Annotated in this window: 14 protein-coding genes; 3 read left to right on the top strand and 11 right to left on the bottom strand. The window is 40.2% G+C overall.

Translation table 11 applies throughout. The annotated features are described in order from the left end of the window. Positions 1-24: 24 nt before the first annotated feature. The 5 genes from JGE69_RS01615 to JGE69_RS01635 form a co-directional block, all read right to left on the bottom strand. On the bottom strand, positions 25-1,275 hold the full coding sequence (locus JGE69_RS01615; RefSeq protein ID WP_199112023.1) for an OprD family porin: 1,251 nt from the start codon (positions 1,273-1,275) through the stop codon (positions 25-27). A gap of 81 nt (positions 1,276-1,356) precedes the next feature. Beyond that, a complete protein-coding gene (locus JGE69_RS01620) occupies positions 1,357-2,496 on the bottom strand; it encodes an acyl-CoA dehydrogenase family protein (protein WP_199112025.1) in 1,140 nt (379 codons plus the stop codon). Between the two features lie 74 nt (positions 2,497-2,570). Next, positions 2,571-4,457 carry a feruloyl-CoA synthase gene (locus JGE69_RS01625; protein ID WP_199112027.1) on the bottom strand — a complete coding sequence of 629 codons (1,887 nt, stop codon included), beginning with the start codon at positions 4,455-4,457 and terminating at the stop codon, positions 2,571-2,573. An 82-nt stretch (positions 4,458-4,539) separates the two neighbouring features. After that, on the bottom strand, positions 4,540-5,991 hold the full coding sequence (locus JGE69_RS01630) for an aldehyde dehydrogenase (protein ID WP_199112029.1): 1,452 nt from the start codon (positions 5,989-5,991) through the stop codon (positions 4,540-4,542). A 37-nt stretch (positions 5,992-6,028) separates the two neighbouring features. Then, on the bottom strand, positions 6,029-6,868 hold the full coding sequence (locus JGE69_RS01635) for a p-hydroxycinnamoyl CoA hydratase/lyase (RefSeq protein WP_169538806.1): 840 nt from the start codon (positions 6,866-6,868) through the stop codon (positions 6,029-6,031). Positions 6,869-7,116: 248 nt separating this feature from the next. On the opposite strand from JGE69_RS01635, the gene mhpT reads away from it, so the two are divergent. Continuing rightward, positions 7,117-8,349 carry a 3-(3-hydroxy-phenyl)propionate transporter MhpT gene (gene mhpT / locus JGE69_RS01640; protein ID WP_032037968.1) on the top strand — a complete coding sequence of 411 codons (1,233 nt, stop codon included), beginning with the start codon at positions 7,117-7,119 and terminating at the stop codon, positions 8,347-8,349. Positions 8,350-8,419: 70 nt separating this feature from the next. Further along, the gene (locus tag JGE69_RS01645; protein ID WP_002120484.1) at positions 8,420-8,878 is read left to right on the top strand and encodes a MarR family winged helix-turn-helix transcriptional regulator; all 459 of its coding nucleotides are present in this window, start codon (positions 8,420-8,422) and stop codon (positions 8,876-8,878) included. Between the two features lie 95 nt (positions 8,879-8,973). On the opposite strand, the gene JGE69_RS01650 is transcribed toward JGE69_RS01645, so the two are convergent. Next, positions 8,974-10,545, bottom strand: a complete 1,572-nt coding sequence (locus JGE69_RS01650; RefSeq protein ID WP_068563218.1) for a carboxypeptidase regulator — start codon at positions 10,543-10,545, stop codon at positions 8,974-8,976. A 488-nt stretch (positions 10,546-11,033) separates the two neighbouring features. Between JGE69_RS01650 and JGE69_RS01655 the strand changes: the two genes are divergently transcribed. Beyond that, positions 11,034-11,726, top strand: coding sequence for a GntR family transcriptional regulator (locus tag JGE69_RS01655; RefSeq protein ID WP_199112031.1), 693 nt, complete (start codon positions 11,034-11,036; stop codon positions 11,724-11,726). A 41-nt stretch (positions 11,727-11,767) separates the two neighbouring features. Here JGE69_RS01655 and JGE69_RS01660 read toward each other — a convergent pair whose 3' ends face one another. The 5 genes from JGE69_RS01660 to JGE69_RS01680 form a co-directional block, all read right to left on the bottom strand. Beyond that, entirely contained in the window at positions 11,768-12,712 is a 945-nt protein-coding gene (locus JGE69_RS01660) for a PDR/VanB family oxidoreductase (RefSeq protein WP_199112033.1), read from the bottom strand. A 12-nt stretch (positions 12,713-12,724) separates the two neighbouring features. Then, on the bottom strand, positions 12,725-13,801 hold the full coding sequence (locus tag JGE69_RS01665) for an aromatic ring-hydroxylating oxygenase subunit alpha (RefSeq protein WP_199112035.1): 1,077 nt from the start codon (positions 13,799-13,801) through the stop codon (positions 12,725-12,727). A gap of 234 nt (positions 13,802-14,035) precedes the next feature. Beyond that, positions 14,036-15,223 carry an OprD family outer membrane porin gene (locus JGE69_RS01670; protein ID WP_199112037.1) on the bottom strand — a complete coding sequence of 396 codons (1,188 nt, stop codon included), beginning with the start codon at positions 15,221-15,223 and terminating at the stop codon, positions 14,036-14,038. Between the two features lie 12 nt (positions 15,224-15,235). Beyond that, entirely contained in the window at positions 15,236-16,189 is a 954-nt protein-coding gene (locus JGE69_RS01675) for a formylglycine-generating enzyme family protein (protein ID WP_080631214.1), read from the bottom strand. A gap of 25 nt (positions 16,190-16,214) precedes the next feature. Next, entirely contained in the window at positions 16,215-17,900 is a 1,686-nt protein-coding gene (locus JGE69_RS01680) for an arylsulfatase (protein ID WP_199112039.1), read from the bottom strand. Positions 17,901-18,209: the final 309 nt, after the last annotated feature.

Genomic DNA, 18,209 nt, shown 5'->3' on the forward strand with positions numbered 1-18,209 from the left:
TGTGACAGAACCTCTCGTTTTGAATTATTTAAATTTCCATGTGTAGTCAATGTTGATACGGGTTTCATTTACAGGTTTGATGTTGGCTGTAGAGAGCATGTTGTTGTCATAAATGGCGTAGCGCGCACGTAGCCCTAGATTTTTTAACCAGCCACTTTGAACGGTGTAGCCTAAATCAAAGTCGGTTTCGCGTTCTTTTAAATTGGTGCCACCTAAGTTAGGTGCATAAATATTGTGGCCTGTGGTGTAACGAGTCATGAAACGTAAACCCGGCACATAATCTTTAAAGTCATATTCATAGCGGAAGCTATAGGCTTTTTCTCTTGGGTTTAAAAACTCACCCGGCCATGTGTCAATGAGAAGCCCAGTTTCACCTCCAGTCAAATACGGAAAGGCGGTGTCGCCGTGATGCTGGAAAGTTCCAAAAATAAATTTATGGTTTTGATGTTTGAGTTCGAAATGCGCATGATAGAGGTCATTATCGACTAAGCCTGCTTTTGCTTGCCCGTCATCTCGGCTGCGGTAGTAACGTAATTGTGAGCTAAAGTTAGTGGTGTCATTAATTTTGTGTTGATGTAAAGCACCGACCATGGTTTGGTTATAAAGATCATCAACATCCATGTAGAAAGCGGTGAGTTTGAGTGCAGGATTAAACTGATAGTTTCCACCTAAATAATAGAGTCCATCCGTTTCAGCACTTTTAAAGCGTCCATTTACGCCTGAAATTTTAATTTTTTCATAGTTGGTCGAATCACGATGATTCACTTTATCGAGGTAGGCCGTTTGTAAGTCGAAGTCTTTAATATCTTTACTGGTGAGTGAAATTCCTCGATAGGTTTGAGGAAGTAAACGAGCAGGTGAAGCCACTAAAACTGGGTTCATCGGCATTAGCGTACCAATGCGTAGTTCAGTCTGACTCATTTTGGCTTTTGCTGTGACCCCAATTTCGCCATAAGAGTCAGCAGGTTCATTGGTACGCGTGTCTCTAGGTAAGTTTCCTGTACCGCCATGCTCTGCGTCGGCATCGAGTTTAAAACCCGCCGTCGCAAGTACATCCAGCCCAAAACCGACAGTCCCTTCGGTATAACCTGAATTGGCTTTAAGAATAAACCCTTGTGTCCAGTCCTTAGCAGCAGGGTAAGCAGATTGCTCTTGATAGTCGCGGTCAAAATAGAAATTTCGCGTGGTGAGTTCTACTGAGCTGTTGTCAATAAAATTGCCAGCCCACACTGAACCAGAGAGCATAAGGGTAGAGTACATCCATAATTTCGACATAGCATTTCTTCCTGAAATAACATTTTTTTGTTTTAAACAAGGCATAGTTGTTGTGTCTGCCTTGTTTGGTTTTAAATCGAATTATTTTCCGAGCAGTTCTCGGGCCACGATTTCTTTCATAATTTCATTGGTTCCCCCATAAATTTTTTGTACCCGCGCATCGACAAAAAAGCGTGAAATCGGGTATTCCTGCATGTAACCGTAGCCACCAAAAAGCTGAAGTAATTGATCAATCACTTCACATTGGACATCGGTAATAAAGCACTTCAGTGCGGCAACTTGAGTGACGCTTAACTGGTGTTGTTGATACAGCGCTGCACATTGGTCTACAAAAGCTTGAGCGGCTTTGGCTTTGATTTGAGCGTTTGCGAGTACAAAGCGCGTGTTTTGCATTTGGCTTAAAGGTTGTCCGAAAGCTTTACGTTCTAGTACATAGTCTTTGGTGATTTCGATGGCGCCTAAAATTGACCCCAAAGCCATCATGGAAATACTCAAACGTTCACGAGGTAACTCTTGCATTAAATAAGCAAAGCCTTGTCCTTCTTCACCCAAACGCTGAGTTGCAGGCACACAAACATCATCAAAAAATAGTTCGGCTGTATCTTGGGCATGCAGCCCGATTTTTTGTAAAGAGCGACCTTTTTTAACGCCGTCTAAAGCAGCATCAACTAATAATATTGAAATGCCTTTTGCTTTAGCTTGAGGGTCAGTTTTTGCCACCAAAACAATCAGGTCGGCATGTAATCCATTCGAGATAAAGGTTTTTGAACCATTCACACGATAGTGGTCATTTTCTAAAATGGCTTGAGTGCGTATGGCTTGTAGGTCTGAACCAGCATTGGCTTCGGTCATAGCAATTGCAGTGACGACTTCACCTGTGACCATTTTCGGTAACCAATAACGTTTTTGCTCTTCAGTTCCAATATTTTGCAGGTAAGGAGAAACCAACTCATTTTGCCCGCCAATGGCAACCGCCAAAGACGCAAAGCCCGCTTGAGCCGTTTCTTGAACCAGCATGAGGGAGTAATGAACAGGAGCGCCGTAACCGCCATATTCCTCAGGCACATCAACACACAAAAAACCATTTTCCCCAAGACGAAGCCATAGATCACGTGGGATAAGGCCATTGTGTTCCCACTGTTCGTAATACGGGGCAACCTGTTCTTTTAAGAACCTGCGATAGCTGTCCCGAAATAGTTCAAATTCTGTATCGTGTGGCATGTTGAACCTTTTTTAGGCAAAAGTGAGGCTAAGGCCCAAACCGAAATTTGAGCTTCCTTTTTTATTTCAATTGCTTATTGTTTTAAGGTGGGCACCCGAATAATCAGCGGGTTATCAGTCTGCTTTTGATAAAGTTCATCAATTAAAGCTGCACGACGCTTGGTAATACTGCTTTGATTGAGGTTGCCTTTATCGGTCACTTCACCTGCATCGAGTTGAGGTGGTTCGATCATTAAATAAAGCATTGAGACTGTATTTGAACTGCCAGTCGCATCTTTATTAAAGGTCGTTAAAAATTGGCGGAACCATTGCTGGACTTTAGGATGCTGTAATATCTCTGTTGCAGAATGATCACCAAGGTTAAGACCTGCATGTTGAGCACAAGCTTCTAATTTTGGAAAAATCAGAAAACCCACAGCATTCAGGTTTGAACCAGTAATACAAACATCTTGAATCAGTAAATTACCTTGAATCAGTACTTTGTTGCGTAGTGTGCCCACATTCACAAAAGTACCCGTATTGAGTTTAAAGTCTTCGGCAATTCGTCCGTCGTACATCAGACCTTTAGTTGGATCATTCACATCGACTAAACGAACAGCATCTCCAGTATGGAAAAAGCCTTCATCGTCAAATACAGTGCTTTGTTGGTCTGCCTTTAAACGCCAATAACCTTTCATGACATGTTTGCCACGAACACAAAACTCAAGTTTGTCACCACATGGCACTAGCTTAATTTCGCATCCCGGAGCAGGGTATCCAATAAAGCCAGCCATCACGCGTGGGCCAGTTGTAAAAGCACAAGAGGGAGCAGTTTCAGTCATGCCTAATCCGCTCATAATGCGAATTTTTTCTCCGCAATGTTGCTGAGCAATTTTATCGAGTCTGTTCCAGCCCGCTTCTGAAAGCGCTGCACCTGCAAAGAATAGAATTTTAACTTTGGCAAAAAAGCGGTCTCTTAATTCTTCATCTTTTTCTAACGCTTCGGTGAGTTCTTCCCAACCTTTTGGCACATTTAAATAAACTGTCGGAGAAATTTCTTTGAGATTACGAATAGTTTCGTCAAATTTTCCGGTAACGGGTTTGCCATCATCAATGTAAATCGTACCACCGTTATAGAGTGCGATGCCGACATTGTGACTGCCGCCAAATGTGTGGTGCCAAGACAGCCAGTCGAGTAGGACAGGCGGCGTTTCTTCAAACTCAGGGAAAGTCTGCAATAGCATTTGCTGATTAACACACAACATTAAATGTGTGGTCGGTACAGCTTTAGGTAATTTGGTTGAACCTGATGTAAATAAGAATTTGGCAATCTGGTTTTCATCAAGGGTCTGATAAAATTCTTGAACATTTGAAACTGGCGTATCTAAAAGCGATTGAAAAGATGTGCAAATCTGATCGCCCACAATCCCTTTATTGGTCACCACTTCAATGTCAGGTGTAATACATGCTTGAATGGCTTTGGCAAAGGCTTGTCCATCGCTGGCATAGACCATACCAGGAGTGAGCACTTCAAACACATGTTTGAGTTTGCCAAAGTCTTGAGAAATCAGAGAGTAGGCGGGTGAAATAGCAGAGAAAGGCACACCCGCCAGCATGGCAGCCATAGACAGTGTTAAATGTTCCAGATCATTACCACTTAAAATGATGAGTGGTCGTTCTTGGCTTAACTTACGTTCATGTAATGCCTGAGCAATGTGCCATGCACGTTGTAAAACTTCTGCATAACTCAGTTTGACCCATTCACCTTGAGCATTGCGTTTTGCTGCAAAAATATGGTCTGGTTTGGTTTGTGCAAAATGAATTAACCGATCTGTCAGTTTTTGTGGGTACGGTTTTAATTGCTCTTTGGGGCTGATATAGAGCGTGTCATCTTTATGGTGATAATGAATATCATGTTGCCCTAATTTTACGAACCGTTCGCGGTCTTGTGATTGAGTGGCATTCATTTGCATTTCTTTCACTCCATGGAAAGCGCATCACTGCGCTTTATTTTTTTGCATCATGCAATTTTTATTTAATATGTCGGTATTCGCATTAGCCTGACTAAATCGGGTAATGACGTGATTGGGTTTGAATGGTAATCCAGCGTAGTTCGGTAAATTCGGCAACAGAGACTTTACTACCAAAACGTCCGTAACCACTCGATTTTGTTCCGCCAAATGGCATTTGAGCTTCGTCATGTACGGTTGCGCCGTTAATATGACAAATACCCGAATCAATCTGTTTAGCGACTTCCAGTGCTTGCGAAATATTTTGGCTAAACACTGCTGAAGAAAGGCCGAACTCGCTGTCATTTGCCAGTGCTACGCCTTCTTCAATGCTTGAAAAACGTTGAACTGTGCATACAGGTCCAAATGATTCTTCATGGTAAAGCAGCATGTCAGGTTTAATATTGAGCACCAGTGTCGGTTGCATGGTGGTGTCTTCAATATGGATGCCTAAAGGTAAGTCAGCCCCTTTGTTTTGGGCATCTTCTAGCAAATGCTGAATACGGCTTGCAGCACGGCGACTTTCTAAAACACCGAGTACATTGTCTTTTGAGGTTGGATTACCTGCCCGAATAGCGCGGGTTTTTTCAATCAGTTTCTCAATAAATTGATCGGCAATTTTGTCTTGAACCAAAACACGTTCGGTTGACATACAGATTTGCCCCTGATTAAAGAATGCTCCAAAAGCAACTGCATTTACGGCTTCATTAATGTCAGCTTCATTTAAAACTACGACAGGGGCTTTCCCACCCAATTCAAGTAAAACAGGTTTTAAATATTTGGCAGCAGTCTCGGCAATAATTTTTCCAACTTTGGTTGAACCGGTAAAATTAATGCGTTTCACAGCTGGATGAGACACTAAACGCTCCACGATTTGTGGTGCATCTTCGGCGGCATGCGTAATCACATTGACCACACCTTCACCCAGACCTGCTTCATGTAACACTTCACCAATGAGACGATGTGTTGCTGGGCAGGCTTCCGATGCTTTTAACACAACCGTGTTACCACAAGCCAAAGGCATAGCAAGCGCACGTGTTGCCAAAATCACAGGGGCGTTCCAAGGTGCAATGCCAACAATGACACCGCAAGGAACTCGTACACCCATCGCAAGATTGCCCGGCACATCTGATGGAATCAGGCTTCCGTCAATTTGTGTGGTCATCGCTGCTGCTTCCCGTAACATGTTAGCAGCAAGGTGAACGTTAAACCCATACCATGTTGCAGTTGAACCTGTTTCTTGCATTCCAGTTTCAATGAATTGCTCGGTTTTTTGGTCCATTAAATCGGCTGCTTTTAATAAGCGTAAACGGCGCTCAGTAGGCGAGAGTTTCGACCATACTTTAAAAGCTTGCTGTGCCGAATCGATTGCACGGTCAACATCTTCCAGTGTTGCGGCAGCAGCTTTACTGGCTACTGATCCATCAATTGGGCTAATACGCTCAAAAGTTGCCTGATTTGATGCATCAACAGATCGACCGTGAATAAGTAACTGTACATTTTGCATGGGTTGCGTCCTTACATTGCCATTAAAGTATCAAAAGTTAACCAGTACGTTTATAACTCTGTAAACCCGGTTTAATTGATTTTTCATCTAAGAATTGTTTCAAACCTTCTTGGCGGCCATTTTCTGTATCGCGGTGGATACATTGATCAAGTTTGGCATATAAGTAGTCTTCGTTTTGGTCCCATGTCAGTTCGCGGCAACGCTTAAATCCATTTTTAGCGGTACGAAGAACCACAGGGTTTTTCTCAAGTAAGCAATTTGCAAGTTCAGTCACTTCTGCTTTTAATTGGGCAAGCGGTACGCTTTTGTTCACAAGGCCCATGGTTTCAGCTTCTTTACCACTAAAGGTTTTACCCGTCATGATGTAGTACAAAGATGCACGGTGACCTACGGTATCTGCCATTGCTTTGCTTACAAGGTTACCTGGCGGGATTCCCCAGTTAATTTCAGATAAACCGAAAGTTGCTTCATCGGCTGCAATTGCGAGGTCACAAGCCACTAAAGGTGAGAAACCGCCTCCAAAACACCAGCCGTTGACCATAGCAATAGTTGGTTTTGAATACATACGAAGAAGTTGCCACTGCCAGCGACAAGAGTCACGGCGAATACGTTCTTGGAAAATTTCAGGCTGAGTGTCGACTTCACGGAAATATTCCTTCAAATCCATACCCGCTGTCCAAGAGTCACCAGCACCCGTCAAAACTAAAACACGCGCATCTTGATCAAGCTCAAGAGTTTCGAGCACATCAATCATTTCACGATTGAGTGTTGGGCTCATGGCATTTTTCTTTTCTGGGCGGTTTAGTGTTACCCATGCAATTCCATCTTCAACTTTGACATCTACTGTTTCCCAGCGGTTTTCATAACTCATCTTCATACTCCTTGAATGATTTTTAGCTGTTCTGGGATTTAATCTAATATCAGTTAAACTTACATTCAAGTCTTTTTTATAAAATTTCATAAATATTTTTTAATTCATTGTATTTTAATTAATAATTATTTTTTAAATTAATTTAATATAAAAATATGTTGATTTTTTAGTAAGTTTAACTGATATTTTTGGTGTGTTTAAACAACAATACACAAAGGGCTAAATGGAACGACTAGTCAATAAAGGACAACACAATGGAAAAAATATCAGGACAGCCTTCAAGGGCAAAAATCACGTTGCTACTGTGCTTTGCCATAGCAATTTTTGAAGGGTTTGATCTTCAATCAATGGGGGTAGCCGCTCCACGAATGCGGGCTGAGTTCATGTTAGACAATGCCCAGATGGCGTGGGCGTTTAGTGCTGCAATTTTAGGGACGTTACCAGGTGCAATATTAGGCGGTAGATTTGCCGATATTGTCGGGCGTAAGAAAATTCTGATTTTTAGTATTTTACTTTTTGGAATTATGTCTTTGCTAACGGCTTATGCTGCTAACTTTAGTTTGCTGTTACTCATTCGTTTTTGTACTGGTTTAGGAATGGGTGGGGCACTTCCAATGATGATTACACTGGCATCTGAAGCTGTACCTGATAAATATAAAGGTACCGCGGTAAGTATTATGTATAGCGGTATTCCTTTTGGTGGATTACTTACTTCTGTAGTTGCCATGTCGTTGGCTGGCGACGCAGAGTGGCGTCATATTTTCTATATTGGTGGGATTGCGCCAATTTTACTCATTCCACTGATTATGCGCTTTTTACCTGAGTCAAATGATTACCTGCAACGTAAAGGTCAAGCGCAAAAAACGACTCCATTCTTGGAAGTTTTATTTGCAAAAGAGCGTCGTATGTCGACCATTCAACTTTGGGTCAGTTTTTTCTGTACGCTGGTGGTACTGTATTTCTTGTTGAACTGGTTGCCGTTACTGATGGGCGCGCAAGGCTTATCGAAACTTCAGGCAAACTATGTACAGATGGGCTACAACGTTGGTGGAATTTTAGGTTCAATTCTCATGGGTGTATTACTTGATAAATTACGCATGAGTTTTGTGATTAAGCTGATTTATCTCGGTATTTTATTTTCGCTTTGTTGTTTAGCAATATCCCCAACCGTTGCTTTACTTGCACTTTCGGCAGTGGGCTGTGGCTTATTCATTGTGGGTGGGCAATCGGCGTTGTATGGTTTGGCTGCCATGTATTATCCAACCGAAATGCGTGGAACCGGAGTTGGCGCTGCGGTTGCAATCGGGCGTATTGGTTCGTTTGCTGGACCTTTAATGGCTGGTTTTTTACTCTCGCTTGGGCAAAGCTCGACCATCGTGATTGGTTCAAGTATTCCAGTGATTTTAATTGCAGCGATCTCTGCATTACTTCTTGTCAAGAAACCTAAACAGCCTGTACATTTAGTACAAAGCTCAGGTGCTCGCTAAGTTTTAACGAAAGTATGGGGTTAGAACCTCATACTTTCACTACAGATTTTCTTATGATGAATGAAAGGTTATGGTACGTTCGAATTTAGTTCCAAAAAAAGTAGAAGATGAGCCTAAGTTAAGTTATATGATTGCTCGTGTTGACCGAATTATTAGTAAACATTTAACAGAACATTTAAAAGAGCTTGAAATTACCTTACCGCAATTTACTGCACTTTCTGTTTTAGCTTCAAAAAGTAATTTATCTAATGCCAAGCTTGCTGAGCGCTCTTTCATTAAGCCGCAATCAGCCAACAAAATTTTGCAAGATTTACTGGTCAATGGCTGGATTGAGAAAAAACCAGACCCAACACATGGCCGCCGTATTCTAATTACGCTGACCGACAGTGGTATTGATAAGCTAAATAAATGTAATGAAGTGGTTTTAAAAGTTGAAGAAAAAATGCTTGAAGGCATTGATATTAACTTGGCTTATTTAATTCGTAATAATCTCGATATTATGGTCAATAATCTTAAGAATTTTAAATAATTTAGATTAAGATTTTCTAAAATTAGTAAATTATAGTAATAATTTAAGGAACAGCGATCTAAAGATTATTTAAATCGCTGTATATAATACTAAATTTATTTAGAGCAATATTTTATTGCAGATGGAGAGACTGTTGGTTCTGAATTTAGCCATTGTTTTGTTGGGGTCACTGTAATATCACAATTTTCAGCAACTTTAATTTTAAATGCGCTCCAATAGAAGCTTTCTCCAGTATTTGAAGTAGGGGTAAAAATTTGAGTACCTTTCATTGTATTTAATTCAACTTTTATTGGTGAGCCAAAAATACCGGGATTCGATGTGCCTGAATAGTTGTGAACAAAATAATGGTAATCACCTACCATCAATTTACTTAATGTGATCACTTCAGGGCCATAGCTGGTCGTATCATCAACATCTAAATTTATAAAAGGATGTTGCAGTAATGCTCCTTGGGCACTGTATGAAACATGACTGCCATCCGGGGCTAGCATATGCGAGTCAATATCATCGGGGTTTTGGCCCCAAGTCAACCTAACCGTAATATTTTGGCTTGGCTCTGTTAAAACTAAGCAATCATTTAAAGTGCTATTTGATGCTAATACAGTATGTTCAACGGTATTACTGCGTAAACTATTTGCTTGACCATTAATTAATACAATAGAGTTTTGTTTTGCTGCGGCTGAGAACTCACCATTATTGTTGGTATTGGTAATGGTGTAGCCAGAGTAGTCTTTACCCTCAAGCAAAATTTGAGCATTAGCAATTCGTTTTCCACTTGAATCTGCTAAGCAGCCAGCAACATTTGTTGTCTGATAAGGAATATCTGCATTTACAACATTTAATGTACTTGAGTTACCTGTGTAGAAACGATTTCCGTTATTATCCATCTGTAAGGTGAGTGTTTGGTTACCATCCTGAAGCCAATAACCACGAGTAGGGTCAAAATAATAAAGTGGAATGGTAGCAGGGGCAATTCCTCTCGCCATTAAAGGAATACGAATATTAGCCAATTGGTTAGCTATCAGTTCAACTTTTGCACCAGTGCTATCTCTCAAATCAACAACCATGGCTCCAAAACTTTCTAACGGCGCTCTTGTATTGTTCACTTGGGTTGCTAGGTCGCCTGGCATATTGCGCACTTCTTGTGCAGTGTTAATGAGGGCAAAACTCACATTTACATTACCTTGAATAGGCTGTCCATCTACACGTTTTAGACTATTTGGAGCAATAATAACTTGAGCTGTACTGTTTGCTAAGTTTACCGTTCCACCAGTGATGGCAGAAACAGACCCTCCTAAATTTAAAGGTATGAGTTGAACAATAATACCTGAGAGTTCTTGCTTATCCACTAAATCGACAGTAACAAATTGATCTGCATAACCAGTTTTACTAATTTTAATGACAGATCGACCAACAGCAATTTTTTGTAGTTGTGCTTTACCTTCTATATCAGTATTTAATGATACTGTTTTATTTACTATGCTAACTTGAGCATTATTAATTTGACTACCTGTAGTATTATCAAACACTTGTAAGGCAACACTTGCGGAAGGAGTCGTAACAGGTGAAGTTTCATTTGGATCATTATCGCTATCATTACAAGCCATTAAGCCCATACTTAATGCAATAATTAGTGGTAATTTTTTAAAAAATAATAAATTTCTCATTGATAAATCTCTAATCTGATAAGTATAAATAATTTTTAAAATTATCGTTTTAAAGCTGTGTTATTAATTTTAAAACGAGAATGAAGTCATCCTTTTTAATGAGTGATTTGAAAGTAAATATTTAATAAAAAGTAATTAAATACCTATCATCTAAAATAAATGAGTTTAAAATATATTATAAATTTATTTTTTATTAAAGAGGTTTTTGTGAAGATTTATTATAGAATAATCTTTAAATTATTCTTAATAATCAATATTTTTATTTATATTATTTAATGAATTTATGACTATATTTTATCAATTTAAAAATAAAAAATAAGTTAATTTTGATATGACGGTAAACCAAGTTGAGTACTTTTTTAAAAAATTAATTTAATCTTGATCAATTAAGTTGACGCTTATAAATGTCTGAGCTGTTAGATTCAAACAGAAAATTTATTTCATTTTACAAATGAACTTGCTAGCATCGAAGTGACGTTTTTGGTGATGTGTGGCAGCGAATGTCTTCAGGACAACAAGTTTTACTTAAACTAAGAAAAATGATTATTTCAGGGGAACTTGAAGGCGGTGCTAGAATTGCCGAAATTCCGACTGCCGAGTTACTTGGTGTTTCAAGGCAGCCTGTTCGTATTGCCTTTCGGTTGCTCGAGCAAGAAGGCCTCCTCATTAAAAACCCAACTCGTGGTTACACGGTTCGTGAAATTTCAGAGCAACTTGTTCATGATGCGCTCGAAGTACGCGGTGTGCTGGAAGGGTTGGCTGCGAAAACTTTGGCAGAACAAGGCTTAAGCGAAGATCAGAAAAAGACCTTGCAACATTGCATTCAGGAAACTGAAAAACTCTTTAATGAAAAAGACGAGTTTGGTGATGCTGAGCTAGAACGTTATCACCATTTTAATGTCATCTTTCATGACACTATTATTGAGGGAGCGCAAAACGTTGCGCTTATCCAAGCCTTAGCAAAAAACAACCAATTGCCAATGGCTTCTGCCCAAGCCATTACCTATGACCAGAACCAAGCTTTATCGGAATATCGCCGTTTGCACTATGCACATTTGCAGCATTGTTCGATTTTCGATGCATTGGTACATCGTCAGGCAGGGCGTGCTGAAACGTTAATGCGCGAACACAGTAGTGTGGTGATTTTAGGTGAAACCCTAAGAAATGTTCTCAGCGCTTAAAGTGAAAAGTTCCTTTATTTTTGAATAAAGGAACTTTCGAGTTAAAGCTCAATCACAAGATGTTTAGTTTTTGCACGAGAACAGCAGGGCGTAAACTGGTCATTCAATGCATGTTCCTCATCGGTCATAAACATATCTCGATGATCTGGAGTGCCTTCTACTACACGGGTAATGCACGTACCACAAATACCTTGTTCACACGAAACAGGAATATCAAAACCATTTGCAATTAATGCTTCTGTTGCTGTCTGCTCTGGTAATACTTCAATTCGGCGGCCCGTACCTTTCACTTCAATGGTGAAAGCTTCATCGTTGGACGTATCTACCTTTTGAGCAACAAAATGCTCTTGATGTAACTGTTCGCTATGCCAACCCGCTTGTTCGGCCGAGCTCATGACAAACTGCATAAACCCTGTAGGTCCACACACATATAAGTGTTTATCAGGTGAAGCTTGGCCCAAAACCTCTGCCATATTACATTCGGTGTCTGGTTGGTCTTGAATGTGAAAATGAACTTGGTCACCAAAGTGTTCGGTTAAGTTGCCATAGAAGGCAATCATTTCATGACTACGAACGAAGTAGTGCAATTCAAAAGGAATATTGGCCGACTTAAGCCGATATGCCATCGACAAAATCGGGGTAATACCAATACCACCCGCAAATAAAACCGCCTGTTTGGTTTGAGGATGAATCTCAAATAAATTACGCGGCTCACCAATTTTTAAATGATCGCCTTCACGATATTCGGTGTGGATGCAACGTGAGCCACCGCGTGAATTGGCATCATGTAAAACACCAATGACGTAGCGATGCTTTTCAGTGCAGCAGTTTGAAAGTGAATATTGACGGGTGAGGCCGTTTTTTAGGTGCACATCAATATGCGCACCTGCTTCAAAACTCGGCAGCGCTGTACCATTTGCTGCAACCAATTCAAACGCACGAATGGTCGGGGTAAGCTGGTGAATTTTTTGAATAATAACGTCCATGTTCATGCTCCTTTAAATAATCCGAATGTTTGGAAACTTCTGTGCGGACGTTTCAGGAGGTGTTTTATTTTCTTCGGCAAGTAGTCGCTCAATCACCTTACGGGACTGGACACCGCCTGCGTCGATGTTGAGCATCAGTAACTTGCGATGTGGGTTGTTTAAAATATTTTGTTGTTGTTGCTCCAGCATTTCTAAATCTTCAGTAAAGATTTTGCCTTGGCCTTCGCGAATTTGATCGGTGAGTTCAGCATTGTCTGGCTGGAAGTTACGTGCCATTCCCCAGAAATACCAGTGTGAGGTTTCAGTTTCTGGCGTAATAAAATCGACCACAATTGAAGAAACTTTTTTGTCATTTGGTGCGTGATAACCACCATGTCCAGCGTGTGCTACACCGACTTCAATATGCACATTACTTGGAGCAAAGAAGTGACAACGTTGCCAACGGTCAACAGGTACATCATCTGCTAAATGATTACCGCGAAGGGCCATTTGCCAAAATGGAGGTGCGATCACATTTTCCATATAGCGTTCGGTAATGACATGGTCGCCGTCAACTTTAGTGACAGGCAATGACTCATCAATCTCTTTTTGCCCAATACTGCTTGAGTGAACATAGGTCTCGTGGGTTAAATCCATCAGGTTGTCGACCATCAGGCGATAGTCACACTGAATGTGAAACAGGCCTCCGCCATAGCTCCATTCAGGATGATCTGCCCATTCTAAAGTTGGCAGTTTTGCTTCTTCTGCTAAAGCTTTCTCGCCTGGCCATACCCAAATAAAGCCGAACTTTTCGACAACTGCATATGCTTTGTTGCAAGGGAAACCATTTACACGTTGAGCTGGCATTGAAACGGTCTTTCCGTCACAACCCATGACTAAACCATGATAACCACACACAAGGTTGCCATCTTCTACATAGCCAAGTGAAAGTGGGGCGCCGCGATGGGGACAAAAATCTTCAACGGCTGCAACTTGGTTTTCTTTACCGCGATAAAAAACAATTTTTTCACCACAAATAGTGCGACCTAATGGTTTGTCTTGGATTTCTTCTGGGCGGCAGGCAACATACCAAGCATTTTTAATAAACATTGTGACGACTCCTTATCACTTATTGGATCCAATTTATAATAAATAAAAATATTGGTCAATTGATAGGCAGTATATTTTTTAAAAATATTGATCTTTAGGTTTGGTTGTTTTTGTATATTTTTAATTGCTATTAAAGACTTTTGTATTTACTTTGAATTTTAGAGGCTAAATTTTTATTCATCTTAATTTGGATCCATAATGGCTATAGTTAAGCCATTATTGGAGTGTAAAGATTTAGAAATTAACCGTGTAGTGAAGCATCATGCGCTGTTCATCCAGACTTTTGCCATGTTTGGTGTCGTAGTTAATATTTAAGAAAAGAAGCTTAAGATTTTTAATCCAAGCATTTAGGTCGTACTGAATCAACACATCACTTTCTTGTTCAAAATCATTTTGGTTCATGGTTTGAAATGAATCGCCATAAATATATTTATAGGTGATTTTTAGACCCTTGATATAGTCTTTAAAGTCATACGAGGCAACGAAATGATAAGACTTTTCATCTGCTTTGGTAAACGCGCCTAAGGTCCAGTTCACCATATGCGGGATAGGCATATTGTCGAGTTTTGGAATTCCATCTTTGCCAAAGTTTTCTTGGTAGCCAATTCCAGTTGTAAAGTTGCCATGTTTGATAAAATGCATAGCGCCTAAGGATGTATTGTCATATTCTCCAAGTTTTGATTTACCGACGTCGTCGTGGCGAAACACACGTAATTTTGTGGTGTGCTGCTTTGTCCACTGATAATCAAAAGCAAAGTAACTTTGATTGATGAGATCTGTTAAGTAACCATTATAAAATTTCCAGTGGTACCGAGGTGTATTGCCGTCCCATTGAAAGAAATAGAGGCCGTCAGATTCATGTTTTGAAATGGCGAGTTTGTGGTAGTCCTCCTCATTTTTTGGTGAATAACGGTTAATCAAACCCAGCTCGAAATTTTGTTGCGGTGTCTTATATTTTAATTCCAAGCCTTTATAGTTAACTCGTAATTGATGTGTATCCACTTGTGGCGTAAGTGGTGAATCGGGAGTGATTTCACCTACATTCATGCGAAAGTTTTGATATTCAACTCCAGCACCTAAGCCATATTTAACTTGGTCTTGTGCTTGTTTCTGGGCGTTAGGGTCAAAGGGTATGATCATATCATTGGTGTGTTGGTCGCTACTTAGGCGATAAGCATATTGGATGCTTGGATTGAGGTGGAGCTGAACCTCATTAAGCTTGGTTGTCCAGTCACCACGATAAACGAAGCCTTGACTCAAGCTATGAGTATCGGGACTAGTACCATTTTCATATTGTCTGTCAAAGTTGAATGTTTTTAGTGTGAGTGTATTTTGAAAATTAACATCTACTTCACTATGAGCTAAACAACAGGCAAGGGTTGTCCCTGAGAAGAAAATCCCATAAATAAAAATATGCTTCATTTTTAAATCCGTTTAAAAGCGTTTTACTGTTCTAAATCCGACATGGCTGGTGGCAAGGTCGAGTTCCTGTGGATGCCTCGCGGCAGCACGATAACGCGCGCAATAGTTGGTTGCACATAAATAAGATCCACCTTTAATCGTGTATTGCAAAATCTGTTCGTGACTTTGCCGATATTTCGATGGATCCCCCATATGGTGATCTCGTGGACCTGTATAGGGTGTTTGCGTCCATTCCCATACATTGCCAATCAAGTCATATAGCCCAAATGGGTTTTTACTAAAACAGCCAACAGGGGCAACATCCTTAAAACCATCTTCCTGAACATTTTTGTATGGAAATTCACCTTGCCAGAAGTTGGCTACAATATGGCCTTCATGAGTAGGGCCAATATCGGAGTTTTGCTGAAAACCTTTGGCTGCATATTCCCACTCAAGCTCAGTCGGTAAGTCATGACCTAGCCAGTTTGCATAAGCGTAAGCATCATTCCATGTCACCATACGAACAGGCTCGTGAGGTGCTGGTTGTTTAGGGTTGTTTGGGCCCCATGGGTGTTTCCAATTGGCCCCTTTTTCAAATTTCCACCACTGTAATTCTTCAACTGGATGATCTGGCTGTACAAACATAGCTGCGCCGCCTTGCTTCTCTGCATCGGTGACATAACCCGTTTGTTTAACAAACTCTTGAAATTGGGCATTGGTGACTTCAGTTGCATCAATTAAAAAAGCGGGAACGGAAGTTGTCTGTAAATTTAATGGGCGTTCATCTTCATAACCTTGTGTGGTGCCTAGAACAATTTTTCCTTGCGGAAGCTTGGCCATGCCTGCTTCTTTATTGTTAGGCCATCCCGAAGGAAGGCCTGAATAAGAATTACATTTAGCTTTGCTGCCTAAGTTGGGCAAGGTGGTCTGTTCTAGTTGAGGTGTAGTTTTTTGGCATGCACAAAGTAACAGGAAAGATGAAAGCATTATGATCTGTTTCATCTGGTTTTCTCTACTTTTTGTTGTATTGCTCAAAATCCACAACACCATTTTCATCGGCATATCTTAAATATTTGTCATTTAAGACTTTGACGATCTCAGGATGTTCTGCATAAACATTATGTTGCTCATTAAAATCTGTTTTTAAATTGTAGAGCTCCCAGCCATAGCTCTTAAATTTAGAAGGTGAGTTTTCAATAAGTTTCCATTCGTCAGTTTTTGCGTAGCGGCTGCCATGCAATTCTTTAAAGTCATAATAATTAACAGGACGAATACGGTCAGTATTATCTTTAAACGCAGGAATTAGGCTAAAGCCCGACGGTTTAATTTTGGTGCTTGAAGTTGGATAAACCTGATTATTTTGAATACCCGCTAGTTCCATTACAGTTGGGAATATATCTCTGACTGTCGCAAAGTTATTGTTAATTCCACGTTGTTTGGAAATCTGCACAGGCGATTTAACAATAAATGGAACTCGTACTCCGCCTTCTGAAGCAGCTGACTTCCAGTGCGTAAATGGGGTGCTGCTCACTTCGGCCCAGCGTGGTCCCATGTAAACATATGAGCTGGCGTTACCTATATTTTCATAGCGATTGTCGGCATCACCCATTGGGAAATTATGATCGCCGCCTTCAGCGCCGTTATCTGACATAAACACAATTAAAGTGTTGTCATATAAATGATGCTTTTTAAGATATTGAATGACATCACCCACGCGGTCGTCTAACTGGGTAACCATGCCCGCATAAACTTCCATTTTACGTGCTTCGTATTTGCGCTCTTGGGGGGTGAGTTCATTCCAGCTTTTGGTGCCTAAAGCTTGGTTGCCACGCTCGACTGGGTATTCTGCGTTTGCTGGAATTAATCCTAATTGCTTTTGTCTAAGAAAGCGTTGTTTACGAATTGCATCGTAGCCTTGATCATATTTACCTTTATATAGGTCTCTATAATGAGCAGGTGCTTGTAGTGGCCAGTGTGGAGCGGTATAGGCTAGGTAGGCAAAAAATGGTTTTTGCGCTTTATTTTTGTCTAAGTACTCAAACGCTTTTTGTGTAAAAAAGTCGGTCGAGTAGTAGTTGTCAGGCAAAGTGGTCTTTTGACCATTTTCAGTGTATTGGGTGTTACGCGGATAGTTTTTAGGTTGGTCTTTAAAATGTAAATCGAAGCCATCGAGCAGAGCAAAAGATTGATCAAAACCACGGGCTTTAGGGTTTTGTTCGGGCGCATAGCCTAAGTGCCATTTACCAACCATGAAGGTGTAATAATCTTTTGTCTTTAAAATCTCTGCGAGTGTATAAGCATTTTGCGTTAAATGACCTGAATAGCCATCAATTTTGAGGAGTGCACGCGGGCTATCGGCTCCAACCAATTTTTCTTGTCGTTTTGAAGTTTCATACATCGCACCTAAACCTACCAAGTGGTTATCGGCACCTGTCATAAGCTGTGCACGAGTAGGTGAGCACATTGATGAAGCATGAAAATTAAAAAGCATTTTTCCTTGCTTTAACAGACTATCAATATGAGGAGTTTTAATTTCGCCACCATAAGCACCAATATCTGAAAATCCAAGATCATCGGCTAAAATAATCATGATATTAGGTGGTTGTTGATTTTTTGGAGGTGCTGCTTGCGTTGTGTAAAATAATTGGCTGGCAAAAAAAAGTCCCAATGTAAGCTGGCTTACTCTTTTGAGTTTCATAACAACAATCCTTTGATGTTTTAAAAATGCATCTTGCATTTCCTGGAAATAAACTGAGCTTTTTTTGGCTAAAAAATGCTCTGGAATCGATCATAATAGATTTTTTAATATGGATCCATAAAAATATTCAAGCATTCTAATTTTATGTTTTTAATAATTTTATACTTATATAATTTATGTGTTTATATACTTTTTAATAATCTGTTTATAATTTTAGTTGATTTTTTGGATCCAAATATTCAGTATAGAAAAAGAGCAGGATGCTCAAAAAAATATTCCTCTAGGTCATTATGGATACGGATGTGCATA

The sequence above is a fragment of the Acinetobacter sp. C13 genome, assembly GCF_016809775.1.
Lineage (GTDB): Bacteria > Pseudomonadota > Gammaproteobacteria > Pseudomonadales > Moraxellaceae > Acinetobacter > Acinetobacter pittii.